This is a genomic window from Novosphingobium sp. RL4 (assembly GCF_035658495.1).
Lineage (GTDB): Bacteria > Pseudomonadota > Alphaproteobacteria > Sphingomonadales > Sphingomonadaceae > Novosphingobium.
This window is the reverse complement of sequence record NZ_CP141944.1, coordinates 1,790,196-1,803,117: the sequence shown is the minus strand read 5'-3', so window position 1 is coordinate 1,803,117 and position 12,922 is coordinate 1,790,196. Positions and strand designations below refer to the sequence as shown.

Below are 12,922 nucleotides of genomic sequence, written 5' to 3'. Positions count from 1 at the left end.
TTCGATGAGGCTTCCCTCGCCCCTGGCCCCCGCAACCCTCGCTTTCGCTTCGCTGATCGCGCTGGCCCAGCCGGCGCTGGCCCAGAAGTCCGACGCTCCCGACGCTGCCAAGCAGCACGCCGAGAAGACCGCCGAAGCGGTGGCCGCGAACTGGGCCAGCGCCCCGGTCGAAGAAGTGACGAAGACCAGCAAGGGCACCGCCCGGGTCGACGGCAAGGCGATCGCCTATACCGCCACCGCTGGCACCCTCACCATCCGCGACGCGCAGGGCAAGCCCACCGCGAGCGTGTTCTACACCGCCTATACCGCGCCGGGCAAAAACCGCCCCGTCACCTTCTTCTACAACGGCGGCCCCGGCTCGGCGAGCCTCTGGCTGCGCATGGGCAGCTTCGCGCCCGACCATGTGCGCACCGGCAACCCCGAAGCCGTCCGCCCCGCGCCCTTCGACGTCGGCCCCAATCCCGACAGCCTGATCGGCAGCACCGACATGGTCTTCCTCGACGCGGTGGGCGCCGGCTATTCGCGCGCCCTGGGCGATGCCAAGCCTGCCGATTTCTACGGTGTGGACCAGGACGTGGATGCCTTCGCCAAGGCGATCATCCGCTACACCACCAAGAACGCGCGCTGGGGCAGCCCCAAGTACATCTTCGGCGAAAGCTACGGCACGACCCGCTCGGGCGCGCTGGCCTACCAGCTTGAGGATCGCGGCATGGCGCTGAACGGCGTGGTGCTACTTTCGTCGATCATGAACTACGGCATCCGCCAGAGCGGCTTCGACAATATCTACGTCGGCTACCTGCCCACCTATGCCGCCGTCGCCTGGTATCACGGCCGCGTGGCGGATCGTCCGGCGACCGTGGACGAGTTCGTCGAACAGTCCCGCCAGTTCGCCAACGGCGCCTATGCCGCCGCGCTCGCCAAGGGCCAGGACATCACCCCGGAAGAGGAAGACGCCGTAGCCCGCCAGCTCAGCCGCTTCACCGGCCTTTCGGTGGACTATGTGAAGCAGGCGAACCTGCGCGTCGATCTCGGCCGTTTCCGCAAGGAACTGCTGCGCGGCGGGCGCGAGACGGTGGGTCGCTTCGACGGCCGCTACAAGGGTCTCGATGCCGATGCGGCCGGTGAAAGCCCCGAGTACGACCCTTCGGACACCGCGATCAGCGGCCTCTATGTCGGCAGCTTCCTTGACCAGCTGACCACCACGCTCGGCTACAAGACCGATCTCGACTACCGCCTGAGCGCGCGCGAGGGCGGCCCGGTGGACTGGGACTGGACGCATGAGCCGCCCGCCGGACGCAAACAGAACGTCGCCGACGTGACCGCAGACCTCAGCACCGCGATGCGCATCAACCCGCACCTGCGCGTGCTTTCGCTCAACGGCTACTACGACATGGCAACGCCGTTCTTCTCGACCGAGCGCGACCTCAAGCACATGATGCTGGCGCCGGCGCTGCGCCAGAACCTGCAGTTCAAGTACTATCCGGCAGGCCACATGGTCTATCTGAACCCCGAGGCGCTGCACCAGATGCGCCTCGACATGGAGCGCTACTACGCCGAGGGCGCGCGCTGACATCCTCTTGCGGGGCGGCGACGATCCGCCGCCCCGCTCTCCCCCCGATTTCCCTCCATCCCGAACGCCGCGGCGGTGACTGGCGCATGGAGGATTGCCCCCGCCCGCATCGCCCGCTACCAGCGCTTCCGCCCGGATTCGTCTGACGAGCCGGGCGAATGATCGCGTCGGTGCCTCGAAAGAGGCTTAATAGGGAACGCGGTGAGAGGGCTTTGCCGCCTTCGAATCCGAGGCTGTCCCTGCAACTGTAAGCGGCGAGCGCGATGTACATCACGCGGCGGGCAAGGCGCCCATGCCGCAGCCACTGGGCCGGACGCTAAATCCTGCGAGGCCTGGGAAGGCCGTGCATCAAGCGATGACCCGTGAGCCAGGAGACCTGCCGGCGTCCGGTCGCTCTTGCTTTGGTCCAGGGGATGGCCGGGGCACGGTGATTTCTCCGTCTGAGCGACGAACGAGCGGCAGGGGCCGCACGGTGCGCTGAACGGTCGCCTTTCCATGGGCGCCCGGCCGGTCGGTGCGCCGGCCGTTCGCAAACGGCAGTCCCCTGCTTCGGATCGCTGGCGCCCGGCAGGGGAATGAAGATGAATTTCGCAAAGGTTTCGCACGCGGCGCTTGCCGCGGCGCTGGCGCTCGCCTGGAGCACGCCGGTTTTCGCCGGGGAACGCGCCGACGGCGACGGCGAGGACGGCGCCATCGTCGTCACCGGCCAGAGCCTTGAGGAAACGCTGCCGCAGGAACTTTCCCGCTACGGCAACGACATGGCCGTCGTGGAGGGCAGGCAGATTCGCGACAGCGGCGCAGTGGACGTGGTGAAAGCGCTCGATTCGGTGCCCGGCCTCTACATTCGCGGCCGCAACGGGCCGTTCACTTACGTCGATGTCTCGCTGCAGGGTTCGCGCACGCAGGACGTGCTCTGGACGATGGACGGCATCCGGCTGAACAACCGGCTCTACGGCAGTACCTCGCCCAACGACACCCTGCCCGCCAGCATGATCGAGCGGATCGAGGTGCTGCGCGGCGGCGAGAGCCTGTTCTACGGCACCCAGGCCTCGGCCGGGATCATCAACGTGGTGACGCGCGGCTTCACGGACGACTTCAACGGGCAGGTCAACGCCTCGGTCGATTCGTGGGGCGGCACCAGCTTCGACGGCTACCTGCGCGGCGCGGCGGGCGGGCATCGGTTCGTGGCCTATGCCTCGCGCAACCGCTCCGAGGGATACATGCCCTACAGCGCCTACCAGCCCAGCCTTACCGATCGCCGGCTCGGCTACGACTTGTGGTCCGCAGGCCTCAAGTACCAGTACGACCTCGCCCCCGATCTCGCGCTCAATCTCCAGTACCAACACACCGAGGCGAAGCTCGACAACCTTTCGCCCACCCGCATCCGCGAGAGCCGGAACGACCGCAACGAGGAGATCGCCAGCGCCCGGCTGGACTATACCGGCAGCGACACCGTGCAGTTCTTCCTCAAGGGCTATTTCCACGACTGGAAGACCGCCTACATCCAGATCCGCAACTCGCTTCCCGATCACGATCCGCAAGTGATCTACCCGGCAGGCACGTTCTGGGGCTACCGCGACTGGGGCGGTAGCGCGGTGGTCAAGCTGCATCCGCACCGGGGTTTGGAGTACCTGCTGGGCTACGACTTCCAGAACTTCTCCGGCCGGGACGACGTGCTGCTGATCGCGCCGACCAGCGAACAGGTCCACGCCGCCATCGCGCAGATCCGCACGACCGACGAGATATCCTCGAAGGGCCGGATCGCCGCCGGGCTGCGGCATAACCGCACGGACGGCGCAAGGAAGACGATCTGGAACGTCTCGGGCCGCTACGATTTTGCCGAAGCGCTTTATGTGGAGGCGAATGGCGGCACCTCGTTCGTCCTGCCCGACGCCTCCCAGCTCTACGGCAACGACCCCTGCTGCGAAACCGGCAACCCGAACCTCAAGCCCGAGCACAGCGTGAATCTCAACGCATCGCTGGGCGGCGCGGCGACCCTGCCGGGTGTCCGCTTCGGCTGGAAGGCGACCTACTTCAACCGCAGCATCACCGACCTCATCGATTCGACTTACGACGATCCGGCCTATCCCAACGGCACCTACATCAACGTGCGCGACAAGGTCCGTTCGCAAGGGGCCGAAGCGGAAGTGACGGCGCAGCTGGAAAGCGGCTGGAGCCTCGCGGCAAGCTACACTCATGCCCGCGTCCGCAATGAGGGCAGTTCGGTCCAGCGGGACCGCAATCCCGCGCAATATGCCAAGGGAACGCTGGCCTATTCCCCGGAAGACCGGCCATTCGGCGCCAACCTGGCGGTCAACTGGATCGGCGATGTCTGGTCCACCGCATCGGGCTTCGGGCGGATGAACTACGGCAACTACGTACTCGTCGATCTCGGCGGCCACTTCTACGTCGACGGCGAGGCGCGCCGGAATCGCTTCGGCGTCAATGTCGAGAACCTGTTCGACAAGGCCTATGCCACGCGCGGCTATGCCTCCGCCGTCACCGATGCCGGCACGCTTGACGGGAGCAACAGCCGCTTCCTTTACTTCAACCGTGGTGTGCCGCGCACGCTGCGGGTGAGCTACGGGTTGAGCTTCTAGGCCATGCCCCGCGCTGTCCTGATCGCGCATCGCTGGCTCGGCGTCTTCGTCGGCCTGCTGATGACGCTGTGGTGCCTGTCCGGCTTCGTGATGATCTACGTGGATTATCCGAGGCTCGAACCCGGAGCGCAGGTGCGGGGGCTCGCGCCCCTGCGCCTGCCGGCGCAGGCCGCCTTGGGAGCGGTGGATATTCCCGCAGACCTCCCGATAACTTCGGCGCGCGTGGAAATGCGCGCCGGTCGCCCGGTGCTGCGCGTGGTTCCGGCCGCATCGGCGGCTCGCCCGATCCCGCAGATGAGAACCACGCCCGCCGCCTTCGACCTGGAAACCGGCCGCCCGCTCGGGCCGCCCTCGCCTACCGAATTGCGCCGGATCGCCGCCGACTTCGCGAAAGGCCACGGGATCGCCTCGTCCGCCCAGCCCCCGACCGAAACCGGGATGGACCAGTGGACCGTCCAGACCTATCGCCGCAACGCCCCGCTCTACCGCGCCGATTATGGCGATCCGGCCGGAACCGAAATCTACATCTCCGGCACATCGGGCGAAGTGGTGCAGCGGACCACGCGGTTCCAGCGGTTCTGGGGCTGGCTGGGCGCGGTGCCGCACTGGCTCTATCCCACGATCCTGCGGCAGGACGGCGCCTTGTGGAGCCAGGTCGTGATATGGACCTCGCTGGCCGGATGCTTTCTCACCATGACCGGCATCTGGGCCGGTATCGTGCGCGTGCGGCGGCGGCGAGACGGCACGATCGGATCGCCCTACAAGGGCCTGTGGTGGTGGCACCACGTGTTCGGGCTGTTCTTCGGCCTGCTGACGCTGACATGGGCGGCGAGCGGACTGCTATCCATGAACCCATGGGGCCTGCTCGACAGCATGGGCGGCTTCGCAGAGCGCCAGCGTCTTGCCGGCACGCCGCGCTGGAGCGAGATGCGCGGCGCCCTTTCCGCCGCTACGAAGGTCTCACAACCACTGGCCGGTACCGCGGTGCGGATCGAGACCGCGCCGCTCGGCGGGCGCATGTTCCTCCTCGCGGTGAACGCCGATGGCGAGACCCGCCGCTTCGACGCGAAGGGAACTGCCGCGCCCCTGCGCGAGCAGGAACTGCGCGCGGCGCTGGCGGGCACGCCGCAGCTCGCCTCGCTGGACCTGCTGGCTGAGGAGGACGCCTACTATTACGGCCGCAAGTCCCCCGCCCGCCTGCCGGTCTGGCGTGCGGTGCTGAAGGACGGCGAACAGACGCGGCTCTACATCGATGCCGCCTCCGGCCAGTTGCTGCGCGCTTTCGATCGCAACGGGCGCAGCTACCGCTGGCTCCAGGACGGCTTGCACAGCCTGGACTTCCCGGTGCTGCGCAAGCGTCCCTGGTGGGATCTCGTGGTGCTTCCCCTGCTGGCCGCCGTCACTCTCGTCTGCGCGACGGGGACGTGGATGGCATGGAACAAGGTCCGTCGCGACTGGCGCCGCTGGCGCCGGCGCAGACGCCCCGCCGGATCTCGCTAGGCTTCCACCCGGGCGAGCTTGGCGAACATCGCCGTCGACATCGGCTGCGCGCGCAGGAACCCCTGATAATAGGCGCAATGCTCACGGGCGACGACCTTGCGCTGGGCCTCTTCCTCGATACCCTCGGCGATCACTTCGAGGTCCAGCGCCTTCGCCATGGCGACGATGGCGCGCAGCACCGCCACGTCGCGCTTGTCGGTGGTGATGCCGTCGATCATCGCGCGGTCCAGCTTGAGATAGTGGATCGGCAAGACCTTGAGATAGCGGAAATTGCAGAAACCGGCGCCGAAATCGTCAAGCGCGATGCGGATACCCTGCGAGGAGAATTCCGCCATCATCTGCGCCGTCTGGGTAACGTCGGCGATCAGGGACTGTTCGGTGATCTCCAGCGTCAGCCGCCGGGGGGGGAAACCGCTTTCGCGGATCAGGTCCAGCATCTGGCGAACGTAGGTGCCGAAGGCGAGGTCGGCCGGGGTGACATTGATCGAGAGGCGCAGGTTCCCCGGCCAGCCCCCTGCCGCCGCCAGAGCCTTGGCCGCGATATGGCGCGAAAGCGGTCCGATATGGTCCGCCCGCTCGGCAATGGCGAAGAGCGCACCGGCACCGATGCGGCCGAGTTGGGGGTGATTCCAGCGGGCCAGGGCTTCGGCCCCGGTCAACGAATCGTCGATGAGGCTGAACTGGGGCTGGAACAGGATCTCGATCTCGTCCCGGTCGATCGCGCCGAGCAGGTCCGCTTCGAGCTGCGCCGCCGAACGGCCCGGCGGCGTCACTTCGCCATCCGCCCAGCCCAGCCGCGTGGCGGTCTGGTCCTGCGCATCGTGAAGCGCGTGGCCAAGCCGGTCGAGCATCGAATCGACGCTTTCCTCCGTAAGCGCGCGGATCAGCGCGATACGGGGCGAGAGGCGCAGCACGCCGGTCGGCAGCGCGATCGGCCGGGCGATGGCATCGGCAAGCTGGTCCGCCACCAGTTGCCAGCGTTCCCGGCTGCACGCCTCGTTGGCGACGAGCACGAAGGAACCGCCGCCCGCCCGCGCCAGCAGCCACGGGCCGTCCAGTTCCTCACCCGCGAAATGGGCCACGCGGTTGGCCACTTCCTCAAGCGCGCCGTCACCGGCCGTTTCGCCATAGGCCATGTTGATGGCGTCGAGCCGGCGCAGGGCCAGCAGCATGGCGTGGACGTGAGCATGTTGCGGCGCGCTTTCGGCATCGGCGCGCCATGCGTCGATCCGTTCGCGCACGGCATCGAGCCCGGGAATTCCGGTCAGCCTGTCCTCGAGCCTGCGGGCATGGCGCTGCGGCCGCCCCTTGCGTCTTTCAACCATCGCCCCCGCTATAGCCAAAGCCCTTGCCAAACGATGCAAAATTCGAAAGGTCCGCAGCGTGAAAAACCGCATGAAAATGGGACAGGTGCCCGCAATCCGGGCCTTGACCGATCCCGCCGGACGAAATGTTGCTGGGGAATTCGATGGCTGACGAACCGAAACTGGCGCTTATCGTGTCGGACAGCGCCAAGGCCCAACTCGGGTCCGCGCAGCTTCGCCGCTCGCACCCCTGGGTTGATCCGGTGGAGGCGGACATTCTCGTCGTCGTCGGCGGAGACGGCTTTCTTCTCCACGTCCTGCACGAAATGCTCGACCGCGACGTGATAAAGCCGGTCTACGGCATGAACCTGGGCACGGTCGGCTTCCTCATGAACGGCCCGCATGACGGGGTGGCCATCGCCGAGCGCATCGCCGAAGCTCACGAGGTTCCGGTGCGCCCGCTGCAGATGCATGCCACCAGCCACGATGGCCGCGAATTCGTCTACTACGCGATCAACGAGGTCTCGCTGCTGCGCGAAACCCGCCAGACCGCCAAGCTGGAAGTGACGATCAACGGCAAGGTCCGCATGGAGGAACTCGTGGGCGACGGTGTGCTGGTGGCCACGCCCGTGGGATCGACCGCCTACAACCTTTCCGCCAACGGCCCGATCCTGCCGCTGGGATCGCGCATGCTGGCCCTCACCCCGCTCAGCCCGTTCCGGCCGCGCCGCTGGAAGGGCGCCATCCTGCCCGAAAGCGCCGAAGTGGAATTCCGCATCCGGGAACCCGGCAAGCGCCCGGTCGCCGCCGTGGCCGACCAGAAGGAAGTGCGCGACGTGCGGACCGTGCGCATCGTCGCCAATCCCGAGAAGGAACTCACCCTGCTGTTCGACCCCGGCTTCACGCTGGAGGAACGCATCTTCGCGGAGCAGTTCCAGGTCTGAGGAATTGCCCGAATGGGGCGCCTGCCCTGTGGAAAAGTTTTCTCGACATTTTCCGCACAGAGCGCTTGCCAACCCGGAGGACCCCTTTTATAGGCGCACTCCTGCCCGGCGGTGGAAACACTGACAGGCTGCTCCCCGATAGCTCAGCGGTAGAGCATTCGACTGTTAATCGAATGGCCGTAGGTTCGAATCCTACTCGGGGAGCCACTTTCTTCTCCTTCCACGGAAGGCATGAAGAAAGGGCTCGGCGCAAGGCGCGCGTATCAAAACGTTTCCCACACATCACTCCGCATTGACGAACGGCTTCTCCGGTGAGAGCGCTGATTTCGGGCGTCGCCGCAGATCGCGTATAAGAATCGGGCGCTCTGCGAGAGGAATGGTGTTGCCGCGAATCAGTTTTCCGCGTCTTGCGGTTCTAGCCGCCGTGGTTTTCCTGTCGCTGGGCGTGGTCCAACTCGTGGGCAGCCTGCTGCTCTACCAGGCCATCGACCGCCAGACCCTGCGCGCAGACCATGCCCGCCGAATCGCCGAACTCATCGTCGTCAGCGATCGCATCCACGCGCTTCACCCCGATCTTGCCGCACCGATCATGACCACCGGCCACCTCAAGGCCGAATTCGCCCCCGCACCCGCCGTTTCCGTCACGACGGATTCGGACACGCTGGAGCGAATCGCCGGGCAAGTCATCGAATGGGAACCCTCGCTCGCCGCGCGGCAACTCCATCTCGCCACTTCCGACGCTCACGGCGGCAAACGCGATCTCGTCGGCTCGATCCGCCTCGCCGACGGCAAGTGGCTGAACTTCCGCTCGCGCGACATCACGTCCATGTGGCCGATCGCCCTGCGCGCCAGCGTGCTGATGCTCTGCACTGCGCTGGCCTGCATCGCCATCGGCCTCGTCGCGCTGCGGCTGCTCACCAACCCGCTCCGCCGCCTGACCCAGGCCGCCGATGCCATCGGCCACGGCCAGCGCGTGGAAATCCGAGAGAGCGGCCCGGAAGACCTGCGCGACCTCGCCCATTCGATGAACATGATGCAGGAGCGCATCGCGCGCCTGCTGGAAGACCAGGCCCGCTCCTTCGAAGCGATCAGCCACGACCTTCGCACGCCCCTCTCCCGCCAGCAGATCGCCACGGACCTGATCGAGGACCGCGAGATCGCCGACATCATGCAGTCCAGCATCGACGAGATGGAAGGCCTGCTCGCCTCGCTCCAGGGCTACCTGCGCGCGCAGCACCTCTCCTCGGAACCGGAACCTGTGGACCTGGACCAGCTCGCCGCCGCCGCCATCGCCCCTTACGAGGATCGCGCCAGGCTGACTCCGGCAGGCGGCGCCACGGTGGAGACATTCCCGGAACCGCTATCGCTGGCGGTCGGCGCACTGGTCGAGAATGCGATCCGCTTCGGCGGCCGCGCAGACCTCACCGTCCGCCACGAAGATCGCGGCTGGATCATCGAGGTGGAGGATGCCGGTCCCGGCATTCCGCCCGGCCATTTCGAGGATGTGCTCACCCCGTTCTTCCGGCTCGACGAGGCGCGCACGCGCGATACGCCGGGCTTCGGGCTGGGCATTCCCACCGCGCACCGGCTGATGATGCGGTTCGGCGGCCAGCTTTCCTTCGCGACATCGCCCTGCGGCGGCCTCATCGCGCGGATCCGGGTGCCGGTGGCCTAGGCAAGCTCGCGCGACGGATCCTGTAGGCGGAAACGATAACGGCCCGGCATCGAGCGATGCCGGGCCGTTATCGTTTCATCGTCACAGGTCAGGTCCGAAACGGCGACAGATTCGCCGCACCGGAGCCTTCACCGCCTCAGGCGAGCGCGCCGTGGCAGTGCTTGTACTTCTGCCCCGAACCGCAAGGGCACGGCGCATTGCGGCTGATCGGCAGGTCGGCATAGGGGTTCTCCCCGGTGCCACCGGCCCCCACGCCGACACCGGCCTGCGGGCTGCCCGCCAGCGAACCGAACAGTTCTGGCATGAAGGCCGAACCGTCGCCGTCGTTCGAATTGTCGAGACCGGTCAGCGGGTCGATGTGGCCGGTCAGGAAGTCCGGCAGTTCGGGCAGCGCGGCCGGTTCCGGGATGCGCAGTTCGCTGACCGACAGGATGCGCGTCACGTCTTCGCGAATCTGGTCGAGCATGCGCTCGAACAGGCTGAAGGCCTCGGTCTTGTACTCGTTGATCGGGGTCTTCTGGGCATAGGCGCGCAGGAACACGACCTGACGCAGCGCGTCGAGGGTGGAAAGGTGCTCCTTCCAGTAGTGGTCAAGACGGTCGAGCAGGATCGACTTCTCGACCTGGCGCCAGATCGCCGGATCGTCCTGCAGCATCTTCGCGTTCATGTGCTCGGCGGCCATGGCGGCCACGCGCTCTTCGACCAGCTCGGGATCGACGCCGCTTTCCTCGATCCAGTCCTCGATCGGCACTTCTATGCCCAGAACGTCGAGCGACTTGGCCTTGAGTGCCTCGACGTTCCAGTGCTCGGGATAGGAGCCGGCCGGGCAGGCATCGGCGACGATGGCGTTGACCGTGTCGTTGCGCATGTCGACGACGACTTCGTCCACCGTCTCGGCGTCCATGATGTCCGCGCGCTGTTCGTAGATGACCTTGCGCTGGTCGTTCATCACGTCATCGTATTCGACGACCTGCTTGCGGACTTCGTAGTTGCGCGCCTCGACCTTCTTCTGCGCGGTCTCGATGGCCTTGGACAGCCACTTGGAACCGATCGCCTCGCCATCAGCAAGGTTGCTGTTCATCATCTTGGCGAAGAGCGTGTCCGGGCCGAAAATGCGCAGGAGGTCGTCCTCCAGGCAGAGGTAGAACTTCGAAAGGCCGGGGTCGCCCTGACGGCCTGAACGGCCGCGCAGCTGGTTGTCGATGCGGCGGCTTTCGTGGCGCTCGGTACCGATCACGCAGAGGCCGCCGGCTTCGAGCACGAGACGCTTCTGCTCGGCGACTTCCATCTTGATGCGGGCGATGGCCTCGTTGCGCTCCGGCCCCTCGGGCATGTCGCGCAGTTCGTCCTCGACGCGGAACTCGACGTTACCGCCAAGCTGGATGTCGGTGCCGCGACCGGCCATGTTGGTGGCGATCGTCACGGCGCCAAGCGAACCGGCCTGCGCGACGATATGCGCTTCCATCTCGTGGAAACGCGCGTTCAGCACCGAGTGCTTGACGCCTTCCTTGTTGAGGAAGTCCGACAGCAGCTCCGACTTCTCGATCGACACGGTGCCGACGAGGACGGGCTGGCCGGTTTCGTAACGCTCGCGGATGAGCTTGGCGATGGCGCCGAACTTGTCGTGGGTGTTCTTGTAGAACTCGTCTTCCTCGTCCACGCGCTGCACCGGCACGTTGGTGGGGATGGTGACGACGTTCATCTTGTAGATGTCGTAGAATTCCGGCGCCTCGGTGGCGGCCGTACCGGTCATGCCCGAAAGCTTGGGGTACATGCGGAAGTAGTTCTGGAAGGTGATCGAGGCGAGCGTCTGGTTCTCGGGCTCGATGCGGACGCCTTCCTTGGCTTCCACCGCCTGGTGCAGGCCGTTCGACCAGCGGCGGCCGTCCATCATGCGGCCGGTGAACTCGTCGATGATGACGACCTTGCCGTCCTTGACGATGTAATCGATGTCGCGCTTGAACATGACCACGCCCTTGAGGCTCTGGTCGAGGTGGTGGACCACCTGCGTGTTCTCGACGTCGTAGAGGTTCGAGCCGACGAGCAGGCCGGCGGCTTCGAGCATGCGCTCGGCCTTCTCGACACCGTCCTCGGTCAGGCTGATGCTCTTGGTCTTCTCGTCGGTCTCGTAGTCCTCGGGAACGAACTGCTTAACGACCGCGTCGACCTGGATGTAGAGCTCCGACTTGTCGTCGGTCGGGCCGGAAATGATGAGCGGGGTGCGCGCCTCGTCGATCAGGATCGAGTCGACCTCGTCGACGATCGCGAAGTTGAAGGGGCGCTGCACCATCTGGCTGCGCTCATGCTTCATGTTGTCGCGCAGGTAATCGAAGCCGAACTCGTTGTTGGTGCCGTAAGTGATGTCGGCGCCATAGGCTTCGCGGCGTTCGTATTCGTTGAGGTTCGGCACGATCACGCCGATCGTCAGGCCGAGGAAATTGTGCAGCTTGCCCATCTGCTCCGCGTCGCGGCGGGCGAGGTAGTCGTTGACGGTGACGATGTGCACGCCCTTGCCCTCAAGCGCGTTGAGGTAGGTGGCGGTGGTCGCCACCAGGGTCTTGCCCTCGCCCGTGCGCATTTCGGCGATCTCGCCGCGATGGAGCACGATGCCGCCAATCATCTGCACGTCGAAGTGGCGCATGCCGAACACGCGCTTCGAGGCTTCGCGCACGGTGGCGAAGGCTTCCGGCATGATCTGGTCAAGCGTGCTGCCGTTGGCCAGCAGTTCGCGGAACTTGACGGTCTGGCCGGCCAGTTCCTCGTCGCTATAGGCTTCCAGCACGGGCTCGAAGGCGTTGATCTGGCCCACGACCTTATCGAGCGACTTGACGTAACGGTCGTTGGACGAACCGAAAATGGACTTGGCGATGGCGCCGAACATGGCGGGAATCCCTGTTTTCGTGAAGGCTTATGTCGGATGAACGCACCCGCATGACGCGCGGGCACGTGAAAAGGTTTTCGCGAGGTTGCGAATGCCCGGCGCGCTTATTCGCGCGCGCGGTCTATCCCGGTGAGCACCGTGGGCACCGCCGGCGATTCCGGCACCGCGACAAGCGGCGGCGCATGGCGGCGGGTATTGCGCAGGCCCGGTTCGGGAAGCTGAGCAAGGGCGACCGGCGCGCGCGGTGCCTTGGCGGCAACGGCGGCTTCGATCAGCACGACCTGCAGGCTGGCAACCTGCGACGCGCGCGCGTCGGCAGGGCCGATCTGCGCGGCGAGGCCCGTCAACAGGGCCAGCAGGGTCAGGAGCAGGCGGTTTGCCATGGCGGATCAGATAGGGGGCGCAGGATGAATAGTCCACAACCCATCGCGCATCGCCGGATTTAGCG

Annotated in this window: 8 protein-coding genes, 1 tRNA gene and 1 riboswitch; of the genes, 6 read left to right on the top strand and 3 right to left on the bottom strand. The window is 66.2% G+C overall.

Translation table 11 applies throughout. The features are described from left to right. The first annotated feature begins 4 nt into the window (after positions 1-4). From U9J33_RS08710 to U9J33_RS08700, 3 genes are all read left to right on the top strand, one after another. Positions 5-1,570, top strand: a complete 1,566-nt coding sequence (locus U9J33_RS08710) for a S10 family peptidase (RefSeq protein WP_054435845.1) — start codon at positions 5-7, stop codon at positions 1,568-1,570. Positions 1,571-1,721: 151 nt separating this feature from the next. Next, a riboswitch (cobalamin riboswitch) is annotated at positions 1,722-1,969 on the top strand. 182 nt (positions 1,970-2,151) lie between these two features. Then, positions 2,152-4,170, top strand: a complete 2,019-nt coding sequence (locus tag U9J33_RS08705; protein WP_324698987.1) for a TonB-dependent receptor — start codon at positions 2,152-2,154, stop codon at positions 4,168-4,170. 3 nt (positions 4,171-4,173) lie between these two features. Next, on the top strand, positions 4,174-5,670 hold the full coding sequence (locus U9J33_RS08700; RefSeq protein ID WP_324698986.1) for a peptidase: 1,497 nt from the start codon (positions 4,174-4,176) through the stop codon (positions 5,668-5,670). On the opposite strand, the gene U9J33_RS08695 is transcribed toward U9J33_RS08700, so the two are convergent. Next, positions 5,667-6,995 carry a bifunctional diguanylate cyclase/phosphodiesterase gene (locus tag U9J33_RS08695; protein WP_054435847.1) on the bottom strand — a complete coding sequence of 443 codons (1,329 nt, stop codon included), beginning with the start codon at positions 6,993-6,995 and terminating at the stop codon, positions 5,667-5,669. The two genes, U9J33_RS08700 and U9J33_RS08695, sit on opposite strands and share 4 nt — an antisense overlap. Positions 6,996-7,138: 143 nt before the next feature. Here U9J33_RS08695 and U9J33_RS08690 point away from each other — a divergent pair, with 143 nt between their 5' ends. The 3 genes from U9J33_RS08690 to U9J33_RS08680 all read left to right on the top strand — a co-directional run bounded on the left by U9J33_RS08690 (position 7,139) and on the right by U9J33_RS08680 (position 9,593). Continuing rightward, positions 7,139-7,918 (top strand): NAD kinase, encoded by a 780-nt coding sequence (locus tag U9J33_RS08690; RefSeq protein ID WP_054435868.1) that lies wholly within the window; start codon positions 7,139-7,141, stop codon positions 7,916-7,918. Positions 7,919-8,050: 132 nt separating this feature from the next. Continuing rightward, positions 8,051-8,125: transfer RNA gene (locus U9J33_RS08685), tRNA-Asn, on the top strand. Positions 8,126-8,342: 217 nt separating this feature from the next. Then, complete coding sequence (locus tag U9J33_RS08680) at positions 8,343-9,593, top strand: sensor histidine kinase (RefSeq protein ID WP_292636639.1); 1,251 nt, start codon at positions 8,343-8,345, stop codon at positions 9,591-9,593. A gap of 136 nt (positions 9,594-9,729) precedes the next feature. On the opposite strand, the gene secA is transcribed toward U9J33_RS08680, so the two are convergent. Together secA and U9J33_RS08670 are read right to left on the bottom strand one after the other, a co-directional pair. Beyond that, positions 9,730-12,474 (bottom strand): preprotein translocase subunit SecA, encoded by a 2,745-nt coding sequence (gene secA / locus U9J33_RS08675; RefSeq protein ID WP_054435848.1) that lies wholly within the window; start codon positions 12,472-12,474, stop codon positions 9,730-9,732. A 104-nt stretch (positions 12,475-12,578) separates the two neighbouring features. After that, entirely contained in the window at positions 12,579-12,857 is a 279-nt protein-coding gene (locus tag U9J33_RS08670) for a hypothetical protein (RefSeq protein ID WP_054435849.1), read from the bottom strand. Between the last annotated feature and the right edge of the window lie 65 nt (positions 12,858-12,922).

Bases quoted from the DNA above. Each gene is read 5' to 3' on its own strand.
- U9J33_RS08695 (WP_054435847.1), bottom strand. From the start codon at position 6,995: ATGGTTGAAAGACGCAAGGGGCGGCCGCAGCGCCATGCCCGCAGGCTC.
- U9J33_RS08705 (WP_324698987.1), top strand. From the start codon at position 2,152: ATGAATTTCGCAAAGGTTTCGCACGCGGCGCTTGCCGCGGCGCTGGCG.
- U9J33_RS08670 (WP_054435849.1), bottom strand. From the start codon at position 12,857: ATGGCAAACCGCCTGCTCCTGACCCTGCTGGCCCTGTTGACGGGCCTC.
- U9J33_RS08700 (WP_324698986.1), top strand. From the start codon at position 4,174: ATGCCCCGCGCTGTCCTGATCGCGCATCGCTGGCTCGGCGTCTTCGTC.
- U9J33_RS08690 (WP_054435868.1), top strand. From the start codon at position 7,139: ATGGCTGACGAACCGAAACTGGCGCTTATCGTGTCGGACAGCGCCAAG.
- U9J33_RS08710 (WP_054435845.1), top strand. From the start codon at position 5: ATGAGGCTTCCCTCGCCCCTGGCCCCCGCAACCCTCGCTTTCGCTTCG.
- secA (WP_054435848.1), bottom strand. From the start codon at position 12,474: ATGTTCGGCGCCATCGCCAAGTCCATTTTCGGTTCGTCCAACGACCGT.